Annotated in this window: 7 protein-coding genes; 6 read left to right on the top strand and 1 reads right to left on the bottom strand. The window is 75.1% G+C overall.

Going from position 1 to position 24925, the window contains the following annotated elements; all coding sequences use genetic code 11:
* From AB0G14_RS13070 to AB0G14_RS13095, 6 genes are all read left to right on the top strand, one after another.
* Positions 1-2547: SDR family NAD(P)-dependent oxidoreductase (locus AB0G14_RS13070; RefSeq protein ID WP_357696803.1), on the top strand; the 2547-nt coding region annotated here is incomplete at its 5' end.
* A gap of 47 nt (positions 2548-2594) precedes the next feature.
* Positions 2595-12059, top strand: coding sequence for a type I polyketide synthase (locus AB0G14_RS13075; RefSeq protein WP_357696805.1), 9465 nt, complete (start codon positions 2595-2597; stop codon positions 12057-12059).
* A gap of 25 nt (positions 12060-12084) precedes the next feature.
* The gene (locus tag AB0G14_RS13080) at positions 12085-17547 is read left to right on the top strand and encodes a type I polyketide synthase (RefSeq protein ID WP_357696807.1); all 5463 of its coding nucleotides are present in this window, start codon (positions 12085-12087) and stop codon (positions 17545-17547) included.
* Between the two features lie 86 nt (positions 17548-17633).
* Entirely contained in the window at positions 17634-18686 is a 1053-nt protein-coding gene (locus AB0G14_RS13085) for an ATP-binding cassette domain-containing protein (protein ID WP_357696809.1), read from the top strand.
* Positions 18683-19522: an ABC transporter permease gene (locus AB0G14_RS13090; RefSeq protein WP_350711463.1), complete on the top strand. Its 840-nt coding sequence runs from the start codon at positions 18683-18685 to the stop codon at positions 19520-19522. The genes AB0G14_RS13085 and AB0G14_RS13090 overlap by 4 nt, the downstream gene beginning before the upstream one ends.
* 721 nt (positions 19523-20243) lie before the next feature.
* The gene (locus AB0G14_RS13095; RefSeq protein WP_357696812.1) at positions 20244-21650 is read left to right on the top strand and encodes a glycosyltransferase; all 1407 of its coding nucleotides are present in this window, start codon (positions 20244-20246) and stop codon (positions 21648-21650) included.
* A gap of 63 nt (positions 21651-21713) precedes the next feature.
* Here AB0G14_RS13095 and AB0G14_RS13100 read toward each other — a convergent pair whose 3' ends face one another.
* Positions 21714-24530, bottom strand: coding sequence for an AAA family ATPase (locus tag AB0G14_RS13100; RefSeq protein WP_357696814.1), 2817 nt, complete (start codon positions 24528-24530; stop codon positions 21714-21716).
* Positions 24531-24925 lie beyond the last annotated feature (395 nt).

Genomic DNA, 24925 nt, shown 5'->3' on the forward strand with positions numbered 1-24925 from the left:
GCCGGTTACTGGTATGACAACCTGCGGCAGACGGTGCAGTTCGATGCGGCCGTGCGGGTCGCCGTCGCGGCGGGTCACACGACGTTTGTGGAGATTTCCCCGCATCCGGTGCTGACCATGCCGGTCACGGCGATCCTGGACGACGCCGGCGTCACCGGCCACATCCTGGGCAGCCTGCGCCGGGGCGACGACGACCCGACGCGGCTGCTGACGAACCTAGCTACCGCGCACGCCATCGGCCTGCCCGTCGACCTTACGGCCGTCCTCGCCGAGACGGACGTCGTGGCGCTGCCCACGTACGCCTTCGACCACCAGCGGTACTGGCTGGACGGCAGCGGCGGCGTTGACCTGGAGAGCCTGCTCCAGGGAGTGGCAGACCCGAGTGACGCGAGCTTCTGGGCCGCCGTGGAACGCGGTGACCTCACCGCCCTCGCCGAGACCGTCGCCACCGAGGACACCCCCGCGCACGAGGCCCTCGATGCGCTGCTCCCGGCCCTGCCGCTGCTCACCTCCTGGCGCCGGCAGCGCCGCCGGCAGTCTGACATCGACAGCTGGCGCTACCAGGACACCTGGAAGCCTTTGACCGGCGTCACCAACCGGGGCATGAGCGGCACCTGGGTCGTCGTCATGCCGACCGGCGACATCATCGAGCCCTGGCAGGACGCCTGCGTCGAGGCGTTCACGGCGGCCGGCGCGACCCTCGTCCCGGTGGAGGTCTCTACCAGCGACGTCGACCGCGACCTGCTCGGCAAGCTGCTGCAGGAGGCGCTCGCCGCGGCGCCGGGCGGGGACCAGGGGGCCGCCGAGGTGACCGGCGTCGTCTCGCTGCTCGCCTTCGACGAGCTGGCCCACCCGCTGCACCCGTCCGTGCCCGGCGGCTTCGCCGCCACCGTCGCGCTCTTCCAGGCCCTCGGCGACATCGGCCTGCGCGCCCCCATGTGGAGCGTCACCTCCGGCGCCGTGTCCGTCGGCCGCACCGACCTGCTGCGCTCGCCGGTGCAGTCGCTGGTGTGGGGCTTCGGCCGGGTCGCCGCGCTGGAGCACCCGCAGCGCTGGGGCGGCCTCGTGGACCTGCCCGAGGCCGTCGAGGAACGCTCCGCCGCCCTGCTGGTCGCGGCCCTCACCGCCGCCGGGGAGGAGGACCAGATCGCGGTACGCCCCGGCGGCCTGCTCGCCCGGCGGCTCACCCGCGTCCCGCTCGGCGACAGCCAGCCCGCGAACCCCTGGCAGCCGTTCGGTACGGCGCTGGTCACCGGCGGCACCGGCGCGCTCGGCGGGCACGCCGCCCGCTGGCTGGCCCGCAGCGGGGTGGAGAACATCGTCGTGGTCAGCCGGCGGGGCATGGCCGCGCCGGGCGCCCAGCAGCTCCTCGACGAGCTCACCGCGCTGGGCGCACAGGCCACCGTGGTGGCCTGTGACGCCTCCGACCGGGACGCGCTGGCCGACCTGATCGGCGCGATCCCCGCCGAGTACCCGCTCACCACGGTCGTGCACGCCACCGCCGTGCTGGACGACGCCATGATCAACGACATCCGGCTGGAGCAGATCGAGCGGGTGCTCCAGGCCAAGGTCGACGTCGCGTACAACCTGCACGAGCTGACCCTCGACCTGGACCTGTCCGCGTTCGTCATGTTCTCGTCGTTCGCCGGCAGCGTGGCCAGCTCCGGCGTCGGCAACTACGCCCCGAGCAACGCGTTCCTCGACGCGCTGGCCCAGCACCGGCGCGGTCTCGGCCTGCCCGCCACCTCCGTTGCCTGGGGCGCCTGGGCCGGCGGCGGCATGGCGGACGGGCCGCTCGGCGAGCTGCTGCACCGGCACGGCGTACCCGAGATGAGCCCTGACGCGGCCATCGCCGCGCTGCACCAGGCCGTGGACCACGGCGAGGCGTTCCTCACCATCGCCGACATGGCCTGGGAACGCTTCGCCGTCGCCTTCACCGCCACCCGGCCCGGCCCGCTGATCAGCGACCTGCCGGACGTCCGCCGGCTCCAGGCGGCCGAGAAGGTGGCCGGCGTCGAGGCCGGCGACGGCCCGGACTCGTTGCGGGAGCGGTTCGCCGGGCTGCCCGCCGCCGAACGGCTCGCCGTCCTGCTCGGCCTGGTCCGCAGCCAGGTCGCCGCCGTGCTCAACTACCCGTCCGCCGACTCGGTGGACGAGCACCGGGCGTTCCGGGAGCTGGGCTTCGACTCCGTCACCGCCGTCGAGCTGCGCAACCGGCTCGGCTCGGCCACCGGCGTGGCCCTGCCGGTCACGCTGGTCTTCGACTACCCGACCCCGACGACCCTGGCGGAGTACCTCTTCGCCGAGGTCGCCCACGACGACGTGGTCACCCCGACCGCGCTCCTCGACGATCTCGACCGGATCGCCGACAGCCTCGACGTGGTGGCACGGGACGAGGCGGCGCGGGTGCGGGCCACCGTACGCCTCCAGGCGATGCTCTCCCGGCTCGGCCAGGACAGCGGTGGCAGCGACATCGGCCGGCACCTCGACGACGCCACCGACGACGAACTGTTCGCCATGGTGGACAAGGACCTCGGCATCTCCTGACCCCAGCTCCGGCTCCCCTTCGTCCCTGCTCAGGAAGCGGCACTCCGATGGCCAATGAAGACAAGCTCCGCGACTACCTCAAGCGGGTCATGGCTGATCTCCACGACACCCGCCGCCGGCTCAGTGAGGCACAGTCCCAGGAACTGGAGCCGGTGGCGATCGTGGCGATGAGCTGCCGCCTGCCCGGCGGGGTGCGCAACCCCGACGACCTGTGGGAGCTGCTGCGGGACGGCCGGGACGCCGTGGCGCCCTTCCCCGACGACCGGGGCTGGAACCTGGAGCGCCTCTACCACCCCGACCCCGACCACCCGGGCACCTCGTACGCCCGGGAGGGCGGGTTCGTCGACGGCGCCGGCGACTTCGACTCCGCCTTCTTCGGCATCTCGCCGCGTGAGGCGCTCGCCATGGACCCACAGCAGCGGCTGCTGCTGGAGACCTCCTGGGAGGCGGTCGAGGCCGCCGGCATCGACCCGGCCTCGCTGCGCGGCAGCCGGACCGGGGTGTTCGTCGGCACCAACGGGCAGGACTACGCCACCCTGCTGATGATGTCGCCGGACGGCGACGAGGGGCACTCGATGACTGGTGGCGCGGCGGCCGTCGCGTCCGGCCGGGTGTCGTACACCCTCGGGCTGGAGGGACCCGCCGTGTCCATCGACACGGCCTGCTCGTCGTCCCTGGTGGCGCTGCACCTCGCCGTGCAGGCGCTGCGGGCGGGGGAGTGCGACCTGGCCCTGGCCGGCGGCGTGACCGTGATGGCCACCCCGGGCCTGTACATCGGGTCGAGCCGGCAGCGGGCCCTCTCCCCGGACGGCCGGTGCAAGTCCTTCGCCGCCGCCGCCGACGGCGCCGGGTTCTCCGAGGGCGTCGGCTGGCTGCTGGTCGAGCGGCTGTCCGACGCCCGCCGCAACGGCCACCGGATCCTCGCCGTCGTACGCGGCTCCGCCGTCAACCAGGACGGCGCCTCCAACGGCCTGAGCGCCCCGAACGGCCCCGCCCAACAGCGGGTGATCAGCCAGGCCCTCACGAGCGCCCGGCTGTCCACGGCCGACATCGACGTGGTGGAGGCGCACGGCACCGGCACGAAGCTCGGTGACCCGATCGAGGCGCAGGCGCTGCTGGCCACGTACGGGCAGGACCGGGAGGGTGCCGAACCGCTGCTCCTCGGCTCGTTGAAGTCCAACATCGGGCACGCGCAGGCCGCCGCGGGCGTGGCCAGTGTGATCAAGATGGTGCTGGCGATGCGGCACGGGGTCGTGCCGGCGACGCTGCACGTGGACGAGCCGTCCCCGCACGTCGACTGGACGGCCGGCGCCATCGAACTGGCGACCGAGGCGCGGCCGTGGCCCGAGACGGGCCGGGTACGCCGGGCGGCGGTCTCCTCGTTCGGCATCTCCGGCACCAACGCCCACGTGATCATCGAGCAGCCCGCCGAGCCGGCCGAGGGCCACCCGTCCGACTCCATCCCCGGACTGGTCGCCGCCGACGCGTTCCTCTGGCCGGTGTCGGCCCGGTCGACGGCCGCCCTGGCCGGTCAGGCCGCCCGGCTGGCGTCGTACGTGCGGGAGCGGGAGGGCCTGGACCCGGCGGCGGTCGGCTGGTCCCTGGCGGTCACTCGGTCGGCGTTCGACCACCGGGCGGCCGTCGTCGGGTCAACCGTCGACGAGCTGCTGGCCGGGCTGGACGCCGTCGCGGCGGGTCGTCCGGCCGCGAACGTGACCACCGGTGTGGCGTCGGGCGCGGGCGTGGGTGCGGTGTTCGTGTTCCCGGGTCAGGGTGCGCAGTCGGCGCGGATGGCGGCGGGTCTGGTGGGTCGTACGCCGGTGTTCGACGCGAGGCTGGCGGAGTGCCAGCGGGCTCTGGCCCCGTACCTCGATGTCGACATCGTGTCGGTGTTGACCGGGGATGACGAGTCGTGGTTGGAGCGGGTGGAGGTCGTCCAGCCGGTGCTGTGGGCCGTGGGTATCGCTTTGGCGGCGGTGTGGCGGCACGTCGGGGTGAGCCCGGCGGCGGTGATCGGTCACTCGCAGGGTGAGATCGGCGCCGCGTGTGTGGCGGGGATCCTGTCGCTGGAGGATGCGGCGAAGGCTGTTGCGTTGCGGTCGCGGGCGCTGATGGTGCTGCGGGGCACGGGGACGATGGCGTCGGTGGACCTGTCCGCCGACGCGGTGACGGAGCGGCTGGCCGCGTTCCCGGGTGTCGGGGTGGCCGCCGTGAACGGTCCTGGCACGGTGGTGGTGTCGGGTCCGCCGCAGCCGGTCGCTGACCTGGTTGAGGCGTGCCAGGCCGACGGTGTACGGGCGCGCCTGATCCCGGTGGACTACGCCTCCCACTCGGTCGCGGTGCAGGACGTCGCGGAACAACTCCGCGCTGACCTGGCCGACGTCGCCCCGCAGCAGGGTCACACCCGCCTGGTGTCGACGCTGACCGGGGACTGGGTCGACCCGATGTCGATGGACGCCGGTTACTGGTATGACAACCTGCGGCAGACGGTGCAGTTCGATGCGGCCGTGCGGGTGGCGGTCGCGGCGGGTCACACGACGTTTGTGGAGATCTCTCCGCATCCGGTGCTGACCATGCCGGTCACGGCGATCCTGGACGATGCCGGCGTCACCGGTCACACCCTGGGCAGCCTGCGCCGGGGTGACGACGACGCGACGCGGTTGCTGACGAACCTGGCCACGGCGCACGCGATCGGCCTGCCCGTCGACCTGACCGCCGTCCTCGCCGAGACCGACGCCGTCGACCTGCCCACCTACGCCTTCGACCACCACCGGTACTGGCCGGCGCCGCCGGTCTTCCTCGCCGCCGCCGACGGCACGCCGGACATCGACCGGTGGCGTTACCGGGTCACCTGGCAGGCCGTGCCCGACCTGCCGCTGACCTGGCTCGCCGGCACCTGGCTCGTCCCGCTGCCCGCGGGGCTGGGCGACGACCCCCTGGTCAGCGGGGTGCTGGCGGCGCTCGGCAACTTCGGCGCGGACGTCGTACCCGTGGAACTGGACGCCACCGACGAACCGACGGCCCTGGTCGACCGGCTGCGCGCCGCGCTTCCCGGCCCGGACCGGCCCGCCGCCGTGCTCTCGCTGCTCGGCCTGGACGAGCGGGCGCACCCGGAGCACCCGGCGACCTCGCTGGCCGCCTCGGGCACCGCCCTGCTGGTGCAGGCGCTCGGCACGCTCGACGTCGAGGCGCCGCTGTGGTGCGCGACCCGGGGGGCCGTCGCGGTCTCCGCCGACGACCTGCCACCGCACCCGGTGGCCGCCTCCGTCTGGGGGCTCGGCCGCGCCGTCGCCCTCGAACACCCCGGCCGCTGGGGCGGCCTGCTCGACCTGCCGGAGACCCTCGACGCGCAGACCGGCGCGCTGCTCTGCGCGGCGATCGGCGACAGCGGCGGCGAGGACCAGCTCGCCGTCCGCGACTCCGGGGTCCTCGTCCGCCGGCTCGCCCGGATCGCCGAGCCCGAGCCCACCGCGTCCGGCGACACGGCGGACGACGGCTGGCGGATGCGCGGCACCGTCCTGATCACCGGCGGCACCGGGGGGCTGGGCGGGCACCTGGCCCGCTGGGCCGCCCGTTCCGGCGCCGCGCACGTCCTGCTGGCCAGCCGGCGCGGCCCGGACGCCCCGGGCGCCGCCGAGCTGGAGGAGGAGCTGACCGACCTCGGCGTACGGGTCACCGTGGCCCGCTGCGACGTCACCGACCGGGCGCAGCTGGCCGATCTGCTGGACACCGTGCCCGCCGACGCCCCGGTGACCGCCGTGCTGCACACCGCCGCCGTCCTCGACGACGGCATCGTGGACACCGCCACCCCGCAGCGCCTGCACACCGTCGCCGCGCCCAAGTGCGCCGCCGCCGTCCACCTGGACGAGCTGACCCGCGACCTGGACCTGGACGCCTTCGTGCTCTTCTCCTCGGTCGCCGGCACCACCGGCAACGCCGGGCAGGGCGCATACGGGGCGGCGAACGCCTTCCTCGACGCCCTCGCCGAGCGGCGCCGGGCCGAGGGACGCCCCGCCCTCTCCGTGGCCTGGGGCGCGTGGCGCGGGGCCGGCCTGCCCGCCGACAACGAGCGCGCCCAGCAGCGGCTGCGCCGGGGCGGCATGGTCGGCATGGACCCCGATCTGGCCGTCGAGGCCCTCGCGCGGGCGCTGCGGCGCGGCGACGCGACCACCGTGATCGCCGACATCGACTGGGCCCGGTTCGCCCCCGCGTTCACCCTGGTCCGGCCCAGCCCCCTGATCGGCGACCTCGCCGAGGTGCAGGAGGCGGCCCAGCAGGTCGCGCAGGAGACCACCGAGGAGGAGCCGGACGCGCCGTCGGGGGCAGCGGCCCGGAGGTTCGCCGGGCTCGCCCCGGCGGAGCGCGCCGCGGCGCTGCTGGAGCTGGTCCGCCAGTGCGCGGCGACCGCGCTCGGCTATGGAGCGGCCGACGACATCCCGGCCACCCGCCCCTTCCGCGACCTGGGCCTGGACTCGCTGACCGCGGTGGACATGCGCAACTTCCTGGCCACCGCCACGGACCTGCGGCTGCCCGCGACGCTCGCCTTCGACTACCCCAACCCGACCGTGCTCGCCGCGCACCTCGACGAACTGCTCACCGGCGTCGCGCCGGACGACGCCACCCCCGCCCCGGCCACCACGGTCGTGGACGACGAGCCGATCGCCATCGTGGCGATGAGCTGCCGCCTCCCCGGCGGGGCGGACACCCCGGAGCAGTTGTGGCAGCTCCTCACCGCTGGCGGCGACGCGATCGGCGAGTTCCCCACCGACCGGGGCTGGGACCTCGACCGGCTCTTCGACTCCGACCCCGAGAACGAGGGCACCAGCTACGCCCGCGAGGGCGGCTTCGTCGCCGGGGTCGCCGACTTCGACGCCGGCTTCTTCGGCATCAGCCCCCGCGAGGCCCTGGCCATGGACCCGCAGCAGCGGCTCCTGCTGGAGGCGTCCTGGGAGGCGATCGAGCGGGCCGGGATCGACCCCCAGGCGCTGCGCGGCAGCTCCACCGGCGTCTTCGTCGGCACCAACTACCAGGACTACCGGAACCTGATGTACAGCGCCGAGGGCGCCGAGGGCCACCTGATGACCGGCAACGCCGGCAGCGTGCTCTCCGGCCGGGTGTCGTACACGCTCGGGCTGGAGGGGCCCGCCGTCTCGGTGGACACTGCCTGCTCCTCGTCGTTGGTGGCGCTGCACTGGGCCTGCCAGGCGCTGCGCCAGGCGGAGTGCTCCCTCGCCCTCGTCGGCGGCGTCACCGTGATGTCCACCCCCGGCGTGTTCGTCGGCTTCAGCCGGCAGCGGGGGCTGGCCCCGGACAGCCGGGTCAAGGCGTTCGCCTCCGCCGCCGACGGCACGAGCTGGGGCGAGGGACTCGGCCTGCTGCTGGTCGAGCGGCTGTCCGACGCCCGCCGCAACGGCCACCCGGTGCTCGCGGTGATCCGGGGCAGCGCCGTCAACCAGGACGGCGCGTCCAACGGCCTCACCGCGCCCAACGGGCCGTCGCAGCAGCGGGTGATTCGGCAGGCCCTCGCCAACGCGGGCCTCGCCCCGGCCGACGTGGACGCCGTCGAGGCGCACGGCACCGGCACCAGGCTCGGCGACCCGATCGAGGCGCAGGCCCTGCTCGCCACGTACGGCCGGGAACGGCCCGACGACCAGCCCCTCTGGCTGGGCTCGATCAAGTCCAACATCGGCCACACCCAGGCCGCCGCCGGCGTCGCCGGGATCATCAAGATGGTGCTGGCCCTCCAGCACGGCTACCTGCCGCAGACCCTGCACGTCGACGAGCCGACCGACCAGGTGGACTGGACCGTCGGCGCGGTCGAGCTGCTCGACGAGGGTCGCCCGTGGCCGGCCACCGGCCACCCGCGCCGGGCCGCCGTCTCCTCGTTCGGGATCAGCGGCACCAACGCGCACACCATCCTGGAGCAGGCGCCCGAGCCGGCCGAGCCGTCCCCGCCGGTCGAGCCGGCGGGGGACCCGGCCCGGCTGCCGGTGGTGCCGGTGTTGCTGTCGGCGCGTACGGCAGCCGCGCTGGCCGCCCAGGCCGACCGCTGGGCCGACCAGCTCACCGGTCCGGCCGCCCCGCGGCTGGTCGACGTCGGCTGGTCGTCGGTGGCCTCCCGGGCCACGCTGGACCACCGGGCCGTCGTCCTCGCCACCGACCGGACCGCTCTGGACGCCGGGCTGCGCGCCCTCGCCGCCGGCGAGGACTCGCCGCTGCTGGTCACCGGCGCGGCCGCGTCCCGGCCGAAGGTGGCGTACCTGTTCTCCGGGCAGGGGGCCCAGCGGGCCGGGATGGGCCGCGAGCTGGCCGAGGCGTTTCCGATCTTCGCCGCCGCCCTCGACGAGGCATGCGCCGCCCTCGACCCGCACCTGCCCCGCCCCCTGAAACCGGTACTCCTCGCCGAGGCCGGCACCCCCGACGCGGAGCTGCTGGACCGGACCGAGTTCACCCAGCCGGCACTCTTCGCCGTCGAGGTGGCGCTGTTCCGGCTGCTGGAGGCGTGGGGCGTCCGCCCCGACGCGGTCGCCGGGCACTCCATCGGCGAGTTCGCCGCCGCCCACGCCGCCGGGGTGCTCTCCCTGGCCGACGCCGCCGAACTGGTCGCCGCCCGGGGCCGGCTGATGCAGGCGCTGCCGGCCGGCGGGGCGATGCTCGCCATCGCCGCCAGCGAGGCCGAGGTGACCGCCGCGCTCGGCGACCGCGCCGACCGGGTCTCGGTCGCCGCCGTCAACGGCCCCGCCGCCGTGGTGGTGTCCGGGGCCGGCGACGCCGTCGAGGAGCTGGCCGCCGAGTGGACCGCCCGGGGCGTCCGGATCCGGCGCCTGACGGTCAGCCACGCGTTCCACAGTCCGCTGATGGAGCCGGTGCTCGATGACCTCGCCGCCGTCGCCGGCCGCCTGCGGTACCAGGCCCCGACCGTCCCGATGGTCTCCACCGTCACCGGCGCGCCGGTCGACGTGACCGAGATCGGTACGCCGGAGTACTGGGTGCGGCACGCCCGCGACGCGGTGCGCTTCGCCGACGCCGTCGCGGCGCTGCGGGACCGCAACGTCACCGGCTACGTCGAGGTCGGCCCGGACGGGGTGCTCACCGCCCTCGCCCAGGCCGTCCTCGCCGAGGGCGCTCCGGCCGGCGGCCGGGCCCCGCTGGTCGTGCCCGCGCTGCGCCGGGAGCGTCCCGAGCCGGCCACCCTGCTGCGGGCCGTCGCCGCGCTGCACACCCACGGCGTCTCCCCGGACTGGTCGGTCCTGTACGAGGGCGCCGGTGCCCGGCGGGTCGACCTGCCCACGTACGTCTTCGACCGGCAGCGCTACTGGCCGGAGCCGCCGCCCTGGGCCGCGCTGGCGGTCGAGGACGACGGCACCGAGGTCGAGCGCCGCTTCTGGGCGGCCGTCGACGCCGAGGACTTCGACTCGCTGGTCCGCGATCTCGAGGTGGACCGCGACCAGCCGTTCGGAACGGTGCTGCCCGCCCTGTCGGCGTGGCGGCGGCGCGGGCGGGAACGCTCCCTCGTGGACGGCACCCGGTACCGGGCGGTCTGGGAGCCGCTCGCCGAGCCGCCCGCGGCGGAGGAGTCCGGCCGCTGGCTCGTGCTGCTGCCCGCCGACCGGGCGGACGACCCGGACCTGAACTCCTGCACCTGGGCCCTCGGCGGGGACGTCACCACCGTGCCCGTCGACACCGCCGCCGATTCGGACGAGCTGACCGGGGGGTTCGCGGCCGTCCTCACCGAGGCGCTCGGCGCGGCCGACGAGCCGCTGTCGATCCTGTCCTTCCTCGGCCTCGACGACGCCCCGCACGCCGAGCACCCGGCGCTGCCCCGCGGCCTCGCCGCGACCGTGCACCTGCTCCAGCAACTGACCGACCTGGACGTCCCGGCCCGGCTCTGGTGCGTCACGCAGGGCGCCGTCGGGGTCGGCGACGACGACGTCCCGCTCAACCCCCGACAGGCGATGCTGTGGGGCCTGGGCCGGGTGGCCGCGCTCGAGCAGCCCGCCCGCTGGGCTGGGCTGGTGGACCTGCCCACCACCCTCGAGGCGTGGACGGCGATGCGGCTCGGCGGCATCCTCACCGGCGGCGGCGTCGAAGACCAGGTGGCCGTCCGCGACTCCGGCGTACTGGTCCGGCGGCTCGTCCCCGCCGTCACCACCGGGGAACCCGAGCCGTGGCAGCCCCGGGGGACCGTGCTGATCACCGGCGGAACCGGCGCGCTCGGTGGGCACGTGGCCCGCTGGGTGGCCGGCGCCGGCGCGGAACGGGTGGTGCTGACCAGCCGACGGGGCACCGACACCCCGGGTGCGACCGACCTGCTCGCCGAGCTGACCGGCCTCGGGGTGGACTGCCGGGTCGCCCGGTGCGACGCCGCCGACCGGACCGCGATGGCCGACCTCCTGGCCGACCTGCGTCGGGAGGGGCCGCCGCTGCGCGCGGTGGTGCACGCCGCCGGGGTCAGCGAGGTGGTGCCGCTGGCCGAGACCACCCTGGAGGACCTGGCGTACGTCATCGCCCCGAAGCTGTCCGGCGCCGAGCACCTCGACGAGCTGCTCGACGGCGTCGAGCTGGACGCGTTCGTGCTCTTCTCCTCCATCTCCGCCGTGTGGGGCAGCGGCGGGCAGGGCGCGTACGCGGCCGGCAACGCCTACCTGGACGCGCTCGCCGAGCGGCGGCGCGGCCGGGGCCTGGCGGCCACCTCCGTCGCCTGGGGGCCGTGGACCGAGTCGGGCATGTACACCGACGGCGCGGCGGAGCAGTTGCGCCGTCGCGGCCTGCGGGTGATGCCGCCGGGCGTGGCGATGGCCGGGCTGCGGCACGCCCTGGCGGTCGGTGACACCTGCGTCACGGTGGCGGACGTCGACTGGGCCGTCTTCCAGCCGCTGTTCACCTCGCTGCGGCCCAGCCCGCTGCTGGCGGACCTGCCGGCCGTACGCGCGCTCGCCGCCGCCCCCGCCGCCGGGCCGGACGTTCCCGCGCCCGTCGCCCGGGACCTGCTCGCCGGCCTGCGGGCACTGCCCGGCGACGAGCGGCGGGCCGCGCTGCTGGACATGGTGCGGGTGGACGCGGCGAAGGTGCTCGGCCACTCCTCGGCCGACGTGATCGACACCGACCGGGGCTTCCTGGACCTCGGCTTCGACTCGCTCACCGCCGTGGAGCTGCGCAACCTGCTCTCCGCGGCCACCGGGCACGACCTGCCCACCACGGTCGTCTTCGACTACCCCACCCCCGAGGGTCTCGCCGACCACCTGCACGAGGAACTCTTCCCCGACCACGGCGGGGACGTCGGTGGCGGGGGCGACGAGGAGTCGGTCCGTCGGGCCATCGCCGGGATCCCGCTGGACCAGCTGCGGCAGGCGGGCCTGCTCGACCAGTTGCTCGAACTGGCCCGTACGAGCGCTGGCCCGGTGGCCGTCGCGCCCGCCGCCCCGGCCGCGCCGCCCGCGCCCGAGGCACAGATCCGCGAACTCGACGTCGCCGGCCTGGTCAGGATGGCCCTGGAAGGCTCCGACTCGTGACCCGGCCGGCCCTGAGGAGCCTTCGATGAGTGTGTCACTGGACGAGGTCGTCAACGCGCTGCGCGCGGCCCTGCTCGACAACCAGAAGCTCAAGCAGCAGAACCAGCAGCTCACCGCCGCGCTCAGCGAGCCGGTGGCGATCATCGGGATGAGCTGCCGGTTCCCCGGCGGGGTCGCCTCGCCCGAGCAGCTGTGGGACCTCGTCGCCGCGGGGGCCGACGCGATGTCGGCGTTCCCCGACGACCGGGGCTGGAACCTGGGCGCGCTCTATGACACCGACCCCGACAGCCGGGGCACGTCGTACGTGCGGGAGGGCGGTTTCCTCTACTCCGCCGGGGACTTCGACCCCGCGTTCTTCGGCATCAGCCCTCGCGAGGCCCTGGCCATGGACCCGCAGCAGCGGCTGCTGCTGGAGGCCGCCTGGGAGGCGTTCGAACGGGCCGGCATCGATCCGACCACGCTGCGTGGCGCGCCCACCGGCGTGTACGCGGCGACCAGCCAGGGCGACTACGCGGCGCTGCTCTCCGGGGTCAGCGGCGGCGTCGAGGGCTACCTCGGCACCGGCAGCGCCGCCGCCGTGGCCAGCGGCCGGATCTCGTACGCCCTGGGGCTGGAGGGGCCGGCGGTCACCGTGGACACCGCCTGCTCGTCGTCCCTGGTCGCGCTGCACCTCGCCTGTCAGGCGCTGCGGCTGGGGGAGTGCACCCTGGCGCTGGCCGGCGGCGTGTCGGTGATGGCCACCCCGACCGTCTTCGTCGAGTTCTCCCGGCAGCGCGGCCTGTCCACCGACGGCCGGTGCAAGTCGTTCGCCGCCGCCGCCGACGGCACCGGGTGGTCGGAGGGGGTCGGCATGCTGCTCGTCGAGCGGCTCTCCGACGCCCGCCGCAACGGCCACCCGGTCCTCGCCGTCGTGCGGGGCAGCGCCGTCAACCAGGACGGCGCGAGCAGCGGGCTGACCGCCCCGAACGGCCCCTCGCAACGGCGGGTGATCCGGCAGGCGCTGGCCAACGCCGGGTTGACCGCCGACCAGGTGGACGTGGTGGAGGCGCACGGCACCGGCACCACCCTCGGCGACCCGATCGAGGCGCAGGCGTTGCTGGCCACGTACGGGCAGGACCGCCCCGCGGACCGGCCGCTGTGGCTGGGGTCGGTCAAGTCGAACATCGGGCACACCCAGGCCGCCGCCGGTGTGGCCGGCGTGATGAAGATGGTGCTCGCCATGCGGCACGGGGTGCTGCCGCCGACCCTGCACGTCGACGAGCCCACCCCGCACGTCGACTGGACCGCCGGGGCCGTGTCCCTGCTGACCGGGACGGAGTCCTGGCCGGCCACCGGGCAGCCGCGCCGGGCCGGGGTGTCCGCGTTCGGCATCAGCGGCACCAACGCGCACGTCATCATCGAGCAGGCCGCCGACGCGGACGCCGACACCGGCCGGCCCGCCGGCCCGCCCGCCCCGCCGGCACCGTGGATCGTCTCCGCCCGTTCCGCGCCGGCCCTGGCCGGGCAGGCCCGCCGGTTGCTGGACCACCTGACCGCCCACCCCGACCTGGCCCCGGCCGACGTGGCGTACTCGCTGGTCACCACCCGGGCGACGTTGCCGCACCGGGCCGCGGTGACCGGCGACGACCGGGACGCCCTGCTGGCCGGCCTGCGCGCGGTCGCCGAGGACCGGCCCACCCCCGGTGTGGTACGCGGCGTTGCCCGCCCGGCCGGCAAGGTCGCCTTCCTCTTCACCGGTCAGGGCGCGCAGCGCCCCGGCATGGGTGCCGAGCTGCACCGCCGGTTCCCGGTGTTCGCGGCCGCCTTCGACGAGGTGGCCGGGGAGCTGGACCAGCATCTGAGCCGTCCGCTGCGGGGGGTGGTCTTCGCCCGCCCCGGCTCGCCCGAGGCGGAGCTGCTGGACGCCACCGAGTTCACCCAGCCGGCGCTGTTCGCGTACGAGGTGGCCGCCTACCGGCTGGTCACCGCGTGGGGCCTGCGCCCGCAGCACCTGCTCGGCCACTCGGTCGGCGGGTTGGCCGCCGCGCACGTCGCGGGTGTGCTGTCGCTGGCCGACGCGGCGGCCCTGGTGGCCGCCCGCGGCCGGCTGATGCAGGCCCTGCCGGCCGGCGGGGCGATGCTGGCGGTCCGGGCGTCCGAGGCCGAGGTGGCCCCGCTGCTCGGTGCCCGGGTGGCGCTGGCCGCCGTGAACGGCCCGGCGTCGGTGGTGCTCTCCGGCGACGAGGACGCCGTGCTCGCGGCCGGCGAGCGGCTGGCCGCCCAGGGCCGGCGGATCCGCCGGCTGCGCGTCAGCCACGCGTTCCACTCCGCCCGGATGGACGCCATGCTGGCCGACTTCCGCGTCGTCGCGGAGAAGGTCACCTGGCATCCGCCGACCCTGCCGGTCGTCTCCGACCGCACCGGCGCCCTGCTGACCGCCGCCGAGGCCACCGACCCGGGCTACTGGGTCGAGCACGTCCGGGACACCGTCCGCTTCCACGACGCGGTCGCCACCCTCGCCGCCGCCGGGGCGGCGACCTTCCTGGAACTCGGCCCTGACGGGGCGCTGACCGCGATGGCCCGGGAGTGCCTGCCCGACGCCGATCAGGCGGCCTTCGCGTCGGTCGGCCGCCGGGACCAGCCGGAGCCGGCCGGCCTGCTCGGCGCGATCGCCGCCGTCGACCTGCGGGGAGCCGGCGTCGACTGGCCGGCCCTGTTCGCCGGCACCGACGCCGCCCGGATCGAATTGCCCACCTACGCCTTCCACCACGAGCGGTACTGGCCGGACCCGCCCGTGGTCGACCTCGGCCAGCCGGTCCCGGCGGGCGAGGACGACGAGTTCTGGGCCGCGGTGGAGGCCGAGCGCCCGGCCGAGCTGGCCGCCGTGCTCGGCCTGGACACCGACCGGCAGGAGGCGTTGACGGCGCTGCTGCCCGCCCTCACGGCCTACCGGGGTCATCGGCGAATCCGTTCCGAACTGGACGGTCTGCGGTACCGCACCGGCTGGGTCCGGGTCGACCGGCCGTCCGCCGGCGTCGCGCCGACCGGCCCCTGCCTGGTGGTCGCCGGGGCCGGGACCGACGCTGCAGCGGTGCTGGCCGCGCTGCGGGCCGAGGGCCTGGACCCGGTGCTCGTGACCGTCGGCGACCCGGACGAGGTCGCCCGGGCCCTGCCCACCGGGGGCACCCCGTCGGTCGTGGTCTCGCTGCTGGCGGCGGGGGAGCCGGCCGGGGCGACCGGGACGGGCCCGCTGGCCGGCACCGCCGCGCTGGTCCGGGCCCTGGGCGCCGCGGGCAGCACCGTGCCGGTGTGGACCGTGACCCGGGGCGCCGTCGCCGTCGACGCGGCCGACCCCGCGCCCGGCGTCGCCGGCGCGTACCTCTGGGGTCTGGGCCGGGTGCTGGCGTTGGAACAGCCGCGCCTGTGGGGCGGCCTGGTCGACCTGCCGGCGGAGCCGGACGACGCCGCCCTCGCGGCGCTCGCCCGCCTCGTCGCGGCCGACGGCGACGAGGACCAGCTCGCGGTACGCCCCGGCGGGGTGTACGCGCGGCGGCTGTCCCGCGCCCCGGCCGGCCCCGCCGCCGAGGACTGGCGTCCCCGGGGCGCGGTCCTCGTGCACGGCGCGGCGGCGGTGCGCGTCCCGCACCTGCTGCGCTGGCTCGTCGACCGCGGCGCGACCCACCTCGTCCTCGCCGGGCCCGAAGCGCCCACCGGGCTGGACGTCGCCGTCACCGCCGTCGACGACTTCGACCGGCTGCCCGAGGTGCTGGACCGGCTGGCCGCCGACGGCACCGGTGTCCGCACCGTCCTGCACGTCGCCGACTCCGACGGTGCCGGCGACCCGGTCTCGACGCTGGAACCGTCCGACCTGGCCGACACCGTGGCCGCCCGCACCGCCGCCGTGGAACTGCTCGACCGGGCGTGCGGCGATCGGCCGATCGACGAGTTCGTCGTCTTCTCCTCCACCGCCGCCGTCTGGGGCGGCGGAGGCGCGGCGGTCGCCGCCGCCGCCGGCGCGGGGCTGGCGGCGCTGGCCGCGCGCCGCCGCGCCGCCGGCCGCCCGACCACCGTCGTCGCCTGGGTCCCCTGGGCGGACGAGGTCGCCGAGCCGGGGCAGTTGCGCCGCCGCGGCGTCCGTCCGCTCGCCACCGACGTGGCCGTGTCCGCCCTGCAACAGGCCCTGGGACAGGGCGACGACCAGGTCGCGCTCGCCGACCTGGACTGGTCCACGTTCGGGCCGACCTTCACCGCCGTACGGCCCAGTCCGCTGCTGCGCGGCGTGCCCGAAGCGGTCGAGGTGGACCGGGACGCCCGGCCGGGCGGCGAGGCGAGCGATCCGGCCCGGGCGCTGCGCGAGCGGTTGGCCGCCACCTCGGCCGGCGACCGGCACCGCATCCTGCTGGACCTGGTCCGGGCACGGGTGGCCACGGTGCTCGGCCACGCCTCGCCCGGGGCGGTCGAGGCCGACCGGGACTTCCTGGAACTCGGCTTCGACTCGCTGACCGCGCTGGAACTGCGGGACGCGCTGCGTCAGGAGACCGGGGCGGAGCTGTCCGCCACTCTGCTCTTCGACCACCACACCCCGACGGCGCTGGCCCGCCACCTGCTCGGCCAGCTCGTCGGCGCGGACGAGGCCGAGGCCGCCCCGGATGTCGCCGGGGAGCCCGCCCCGGGGGGTGCCGGCGGTGGACTCCTCGGCGGGCTGTTCAACCAGCCCAAGGCGCGCGAGGACCCCGCCGGGTACGCCGAACTCCTGGTCAAGCTCGCCCAGTTCCGGCCCAGCTTCAGCGAACCCGCGCAGCTCACCCGCCCGGCCGGCATCCTCCGGCTCGCCGAGGGCGGCGCCGGGGCGCCGCTGGTGTGCTGCTGCACCATGTCCCTGCTCTCCGGGGCCCACGAGTACGCCCGGCTCGCCTCCGGGTTCCGAGGCGTGCGGGACGTCTGGGCCCTGCCCAACCCGGGCTTCGGGGTGGGCGAGGAGCTGCCCGCCGACCTCGACGCCCTGCTGCGGGTGCACGCCGACACGGTGTTGCGAACGGTCGGCCCCGGCCCGTTCGTGCTCGCCGGCCACTCCGGCGGTGCGATGGTGGCCAACCTGCTCGCCGGCGAGCTGGAACGCCAGGGCCGGTCGCCGGCCGCGGTCGTGCTGATGGACACCTACCCGGCCGACAGCGAGGTGCTCGGCGGGTGGGTGCCGCAGCTGCTCGACGGGATGATCGACCGGGACAGCGCGTATACGCCGATGGACGACTGGCGGACGACGGCCTGGGCCGGATACCTGCCGCTGTTCCTGGACTGGCAGCCCGCCCCGATGGCGGCGTCGACGCTGCTGGTCCGGGCCAGCGAGCCGCTGGGGGAGTGGGACGGCGAGGAGGACGGCTGGCGGTCCCGCTGGCCGTACCCGCACGAGGCGGTGGACGCGGCCGGTGACCACTTCAGCATGGTCGCCGACCGGGGGCCGGAGCTCGCCGGCACGGTCCAGCGGTGGCTGACCGGGCAGCGCCTCTGACGTTCCCGCCCCTGGCGTGCCCCTAGCGCCCCCTATCGGCGCACGTACATCTATCGGATCCACGAACAGGACGGGAGCATGACGACGTGGACGAGGCAGTGGTGGTCACGGAGCTGGTCAAGCAGTACCAGCCCAACATGCCGCCGGCGGTGGACGGACTGAGCTTCTCCGTCGCCGCGGGTGAGGTGTTCGGTCTGCTCGGGCCGAACGGCGCGGGCAAGACGACAACGATCGGGGTGCTGACCACACGGGTGCGGGCCTCCTCCGGCCGGGCCACCGTGTGCGGCGCGGACGTGATCGGCGCCCCGGCTGTCGCCCGACAGATGCTGGCGGTCGTGCCGCAGCGGGTGAACCTGGACCGGGCGCTGACCGTCCGGCAGAACCTGCTGTTCCACGCGGCGTACCACCGGGTGCCCCGGGCGGAGCGCATCCGCCGCGCCGACGAACTGCTGGAGCAGATGGGGCTCAAGGAGTACGCGAACTCCCGCACCGACTTCCTCTCTGGCGGCCTCGCCCAGCGCACCATGATCGCGCGCGCGCTGATGCACTCGCCCCGGGTGCTCTTCCTCGACGAGCCGTCCGGCGGCCTCGACCCGCAGTCCCGGCTCTTCGTGCACGACCGGGTCGCCGAGTTGAAGCAGGCCGGGGTGACCGTGGTCGTCACCACCCACGACATGGACGAGGCGGAGAAGCTCTGCGACCGGGTCGGCATCATCGACCACGGCAAGCTGCTCACGCTGGACACCCCCGCCGCGCTTACCCGTACCCTGCCCGGCAGCAGCACGCTGACCCTCGTGGTGACCCCCGGTGCCCCCGCCGAGGAGGTGCGGGCCGCGCTGGGTGCCATCCCGGACGTGGAGCAGGTGGAACACTTCCAGGTGAAGAACCCCGCCCCCGCCGCGGCGCCGACGTTCCCCGGCATGCCGGCGATGCCGTTGCCCGCGCCGGCGGCAGAGGCGCCCGCTGATCCGGATGCCCCGCTCTCCTTCCGGGTCTACACCAGCACCCAGCCGGCCAACGCGATTCCGATGGCGATGAAGATCCTCGCCGACCTGGGTTGCGAGGTCCGGGACCTCAACATCGGCCAGCCCAGCCTGGAAGACGTCTTCATCCACCTGACCGGAAGGGAACTTCGGTGAGCGTCACCGCCCCCGCCACCCCGTCCGCGCCGTCGACGGCCGCGGCGCCGCCGCCGGTGCGCGCGATGGACCAGTTCGCCACGTTCCGCGCGGTGCTCTCGCGGGACCTGTTCGTCACCGGCCGGGAACTGGTGGGCTTCCTGCTCCAGGTCTTCATCCAGCCGCTGTTCATGCTGCTGATCTTCGGCAAGGTGCTCGGCGACCTGGGGTACGCCAGCGACGACTTCACCAACGTGCTGCTGCCCGGTGTCATCGCGCTGAACGCCTTCCTGATCGGGCTGGAGAACACCGCGCTGCCGATGGTGATGGACTTCTCCTTCACCCGCGAGATCGAGGACCGCCTCCTGTCGCCCATGGCGATCCCGCTGGTGGCCCTGGAGAAGATCGTCTTCGGCGGCATCCGCGGGCTGATCGCGGGCGTGGTGCTGATCCCGGTCGGCATGCTCATGCTCGACGTCACCTGGCCCTGGGCGGTGGTACTCAAGGTGATCGGGGTGCTGGCGGTCGGCGCGCTGGTCGGCGCGGCGGTGGGCCTGACCTTCGGCACCCTGGTCCCGACGCAGCACATCCAGATCATGTTCACCGTGGTGATGACCCCGCTGATGTTCACCGGCGCGACGCAGTTCCCGCTGCTCGGCCTGGACGGGCTGCGCTGGTACCAGGTGATCTGCTCGCTCAACCCGCTGACCTACATCAGCGAGGCGACCCGGTCGCTGGTCGCCCCGCCGGGGGTCGAGTCCGTGCCGCTCTGGCTGTGCATGACCGTCCTCGCGGGCGTCTTCGTGGTGTTCTCCGCGATCGGCATGCGCGGCTTCATGAAGCGCTCCATGGACTAGTTCGTCCTGTCCGCCGGCGATCCGGCGGCGACCGTGAGGTTGTTCGAGACCTCCGGGTGAGGCGGGGCCTGTCGAAGGCCCGGCCCCGCCCGGAGGTTTTTTCGTGGCTCGATACATACCTGCCGGGCGCGGCGGGCCAAACGCCGTCGGTGGTGTCGGTCCCGTGGATACGTTTCGGTGGGGTGGTGGGGTGCCGTGGGCGCTGTCGAGCTGCCCCGTCCGTAGGACCACCCGTCGCTGCGGGCTCGGCCCCGCCTTCGGCGGCTGCGGCGGCACAGTGTGCCCCATCTGTGAGGGCAGCTCGACAGGGCCATGTCCCGCGTCACCCGTAAGTCCGGTTTCGAGGTGTGACCGGGTGCATCGTCGGCGCGGAACCGGGGGCGGGTCGGGCCGATTCGCCCGGACAAATCAGCGTGAGCCGCCCTCCATGTCGCCGCCTTCGGGTAAGTTATTACCTTCTATATAGACAGCGGTGACAGGGGGTCCTGGGCTGCCGTGAATCGGCAACCCTTCTACCGAAGCTCCGCCGACCCCTGTGCCGCATCGACACGCCTTGACAGCCGACCCCGATCGCCTGGCTGAACGGCTCCATCATCAGCCCGCCTGTGCCCGACCGCACGCGACCGCACCGCGTGCCGCCGGGAGACCGCCGGACGGCGGCCCAGGTGACGGGACGGCGCGAGCCGCCACGTGGCGGGAAGGAGTGATGGTGACGGTGGCCATGACCGGAGACGACCGCGGCCGAGCCGTGCTGGTGGTCGCCTACAACAGCGCCGGGCTGTTCAACCCGCTGCTCAGCATTGTCAACGAGCTGAAGGCCCGGGGCGTCCGCGACGTCTGGTTCGCGTCCACGGAGGACCGCCGGGCGGATGTCGAGGCGCTGCCCGGCCCGGGCGAGGTCTCGTTCGTCTCGCTCGGGCCGGCCCGCCCGCAGTCGTCACCGCACGACTGGGACGACGCGACGTACCGGGCGCTGACCACCGGCGACCGGGTGGACGGCTTCGCGCGCTACATCGACCTCTGCACCGACTACGACTACCTCCAGCAGCTCTACCAGCGCTGCCTCGACACGATCGACGAGATCGGGCCGGCGGTGGCCGTGGTGGACAGCCTCGCCACCTACGCGATGGACGCCGCGCAGACCCGACAGGTGCCCTTCGTGGTCAGCATCTCGCTGCCACCGTCCAACTTCCTCCAGGAGCTGCTGCCGCCCCGCTATCCCACCCCGTTCTCCGGGCTGCCGCGGCGGATGACGCCCCGGCAGCAGGCGACCAACGCGCACTTCCGCAACCGGTTGGTCCGGGCGCTGACGCAGCCGGACCGGTTGGGGCGGAACCTCGCCGCCGTGGCCGCCCGCAGGGCCGCCGGCCTCCGCAACCCGGAGATGCGGCCGACGCTCTACGCCGAGGCCGCCGCGGCGCTCATGTCGTACACGGTCTTCGGCTTCGAGTACCCGTTCCCGACCGCCCCGGCGACACTGCGGATGCTCGGTCCGGTGGTGCCCCGCGAGCTGCCGCCGGCCGACGGGGACGACGAGCTGACCCGGTGGCTGGACGGCCACCCCTCGGTGGTCTACGTCGGGTTCGGCACGATCATGCGACCGTCCCCGGGGCAGGTGAGGGCGATCGTCGAGGTCGCCGACCGGCTCGGGCCCGAGCACGCCGTGTTGTGGAAACTGCCCGCGCGCCAGCAGCAGTTCCTTCCGCCCGCCGAGCGGCTGCCGGGCAACCTGCGGGTGGAGGCGTGGCTGCCCTCGCAGCTGCGGGTGCTGGCCCACCCGCACGTGCGCGCCTTCTTCAACCACGGCGCCGCCAACGCCGTCCACGAGGGCATCCACTTCGCCACTCCGCAGTTGGTGATGCCGTTCTGGCTGGACTGCCCCGACGGCGCGGCGCGTGCGGTCGACAGCGGCGTCGCGCTGGCCGTCGAGCACACCGACACCCTGGACGTCGAGGACATCGCCGCCAAGCTCACGCGCCTGCTGCGCGAGGACTCGTTCCGGGAGCGGGCCGAGCTGTGGAGCCGGCGGATGCGGCGGGCCGGCGGGGTCGCCGCCGCCGCCGACCTCGTGCTGCGGCACCGCGACGAGGCCCCGGCCCGCCGACCCGCCGGGGTCGCCGTCGGCTGAGCCTGCGGCTGTCGTACGCGCCGAGGGGCGCCGCGCGTGGGCGGGGCGCCCCTCGGCCGTGGGTCAGGAGGCGGCGCCCTGCGTCTCCTCGGCCAGCCCCTCCGCGTACGCGACGAGCCGGGACGGCAGGTCGGTGCGCCGCTTCACGTCCAGCTTGCGGTAGACCCGCGTCAGGTGCTGCTCGACCGTGCTCACGGTGATGAACAGTTTGCTGGAGATCTGCCGGTTGGTGTGCCCCTGGGCAGCCAGCGCGGCCACCCGACGTTCGGCGTCGCTCAGCCCGTCGTCCGGCTCCTGCATCTCGGCGGCCGTCGGGTACGCCGGCAGTCCGCTGCCCGGCTCCCGCCGGATCAGGCGTTGGGCCAGCACCGACGCGCCGCAGTCCTGGGCCAGCTGGTAGGCCCGGCGGACGAGCAGCCGGGCGCGGGCGGAGTCGCCGGCCCGTTGCAGCGTCTGGCCGGTGTCGCCGAGGGCCCGGACGAGCTCCAGCCGGTCGCCGCTGGACTGGAGCAGGCTGACCGCTTCGGAGAGCAGCTTGCGCCGGTGGTCCTGGGCCGCGGTGGTGGCGAGCAGCCGCAGCGTCCGACCCCGGGTCCGGTCGTCGACCCCGTGCGGCACCCGCAACTGTTCCTGGAGAAGCTGCGTGGCCTGCGCCTTGTTGCCGACGCTGAGTTGCACCCGGGCCAGCTCCAGCCGCCACGGCACCAGCCCGGCGGCGTCGATGCCCCAGGTGCGCATCAGCTCGCCGCACCGCCGCAGGTCGGTGATCGCGGCGTGGGGCCGCCGTACGGCCAGGTGGTGCCGGGCGCGGGCGGCCAGGTAGTGCAGTCCCAACGGGGTGCGGAACATGCCGGGCGGAACCGGGTGGGCGAGCCACCGATCGGCCTCGGACAGCCGCACCGCCTCGGTCGCGCAGGCGATGAGCGTGGCCAGCGGGCCCGCGACCGCCACACCCCATGCCGGAGCGGGGATGTCCTCCAGCGCCGTGCGGGCGTGGTGCTCGGCGCCGGGCAGGTCACCGACGCGCAGCGCCGCCTCGGCCCGGACCGCCCGGATGACGGCCCGCCACACCGGAGCGTGCCGGGCGGCCGGCCGGCCGAGCAGGACGTCACCCCAGGCGGCGGCCCGGTCGGACCGGCCCGCCCACAGCAGCGCCAGCAGGGGGGCGGTCAGCAGACCCAGCGAGCCGTCGTCGGTGTGGTGACGCTGGAGGAGCTGCTCGGCGGTCGCCACGGTGTCGTTCTCCGCGGCCGGGGTCAGCGCGGTGTGCAGCACCGTCACCGCCTGCAACAGCGGGCTGATCGTGGCCGGCGCGCTCGCCGCCCGGCTCCACGCCGTCGGGGTCTCCCGCACCGTGGCCAGGTGGTCCGGGTGGGAGAGCGCGACCAGCAGCTGCATCATCCGCAGCCGCGTCGCCGCGCCGCCCGGGCCGTGCTCGTCCTCGGTGGAGAAGCCGCTGACGGCCTCGGTGGCCTCCTCCACCCGACCCTGCCAGAGCAGGTAGGGCACGGCGGACAGGCCGACGTCGCTGGACCACCCGGCGGCCCGCGCCGCCTCCACCAGCTCGCTGAGGTGCCCGTTCACGGCGAGCGGGTTGACCTGCCAGCGGGCGCTCACCAGCATCTCGGTGGTGGCGGCCCGCTGCCGCTCGTCCACGCACACGCGGGAGACGAGGCGCAGGCAGGCGGCGGCCACGTCGGGGCGGCCCGAGGCCAGGGCGTGTCCGGCGGCGTCCTGGAGCACCGGCACCACCCACGGCGCGTCCGCCCAGCCGGCAGCCACCAGATGCTCGGCGACCACGCTCGGCTCGGCGCCGTGGTCGTGCAGCACCTCGGCGGCCCGCTGGTGCAGGCCCCGCCGCTCGTCGGGTGACATGTCGCCGAGGATCGAGTGCAGGATGCGCGGGTGGCGCAGCTGGTCGGCCTCCATCAGGCCGGCGGTGCGCAGCACCCGCACCGCCGGGACCGTGGCCTCGGGCGCCACGTCGAGGAGGTGACCGAGCAGCTCGGTCGGGGCGGGCCGGTTGAGCACCGCCAGCGCCTGCGCCACCCGGCGTACCCCGGGCTCGTGCCGGTAGAGGCAGCCGAGCACGGCCTGGTCGAACGCGTCGCCGACGGTCGCGCCGGAGTCGTCGCCCGTCCCGCCGCCGGCCCGCTCCTCGAGCAGCGCCCGGGTGAGCAGCGGGTTGCCGCCGGTCATGTGCATGCAGCGTTCCGCCGTCTCCCGGGCCTCGGTGGTCTCGGTGTCGCCGCCGACGAGCCGGGCGATGGCGTCCACGGTCAGCGGCGGCAGGGTGATCCGGGCGAAGTGCGGCTGGCTGAGCAACTCGGCCCGGAACAACGGGTGCGGCGGGCGCAGCGTCGACGCCTCGGCAAGTACGACCATGATCCGGGCGTGGCGCAGCCGACGGGTCACGTAGAGAAGGCAGTGCAACGAGGCCGGGTCCGCGTGGTGCACGTCGTCGACGACGAGGACCAAGGGCCCGGTGCCGGTCAGGTCGAGCAGGGTGGCGAAGAGGCCGTGCAGCAGGGGAGCCCAGGCCCGGTCGCCCTCGGCGGCCTCACCGCCGGGCTCGGGCAGGGACGTGGCGAAGGTGGCGTCGCCCATCAGCTTCTCGACCCGGGCCGCCGCGTCGGGCGCGAGCCGGGCACTGTGGAACAACTGCCCGATCACTCCCAGATGGAGCCCGCGCTCCGCCCGGGAGCCGGCAGCGCTCATCACCTGTCCGCCGGTGGCGGCCGCCCACTCGCTGAACGCCTCCAACAGACTGGTCTTGCCGCTCCCCACCGCGCCGGTGACCAGCGCGACGTGTCCTCGCTGCTGCTCCTCACACGCGCGGAACGCCCGCCGGAGACGGGTCGTCTGCTCCTCCTGCTGCACCAACACCAGCGTGTCAGCCCTTCTCGTACGCGGTGCGGAACCGGAACCCCGGCGCTGCCCGACACCGCTCCCCCTTGCCGGACGGCCGCCCCTCCACCGCGCCTACCGGGGGTAGGGGTGGAGCGCACCGGGCCGCCGTGCCGGATGGACCTGGAAATTTGTCGCCGGACCGCGCCGTTCAGGGGACGGTCCGTGCGACCAGGCGAGTCTGGCATCGGGGGGGTGGTGCGACAACGGGCGCGAGACCCCATCGTTTCGCGCGCAAACCTGCGGATCTTGTCCGTCATTAGGGGTTGCGCCATGCGCCGCAAGGGGTGTCGGGATTGGCCGGACGGCCGGAGATGGCCACGCCGTGAACGCCGGGGTTCGGTGGTACGCCTCGACGGTGCCACACC

The organism is Micromonospora sp. NPDC023814, from assembly GCF_040639595.1.
Classification (GTDB): domain Bacteria; phylum Actinomycetota; class Actinomycetes; order Mycobacteriales; family Micromonosporaceae; genus Micromonospora.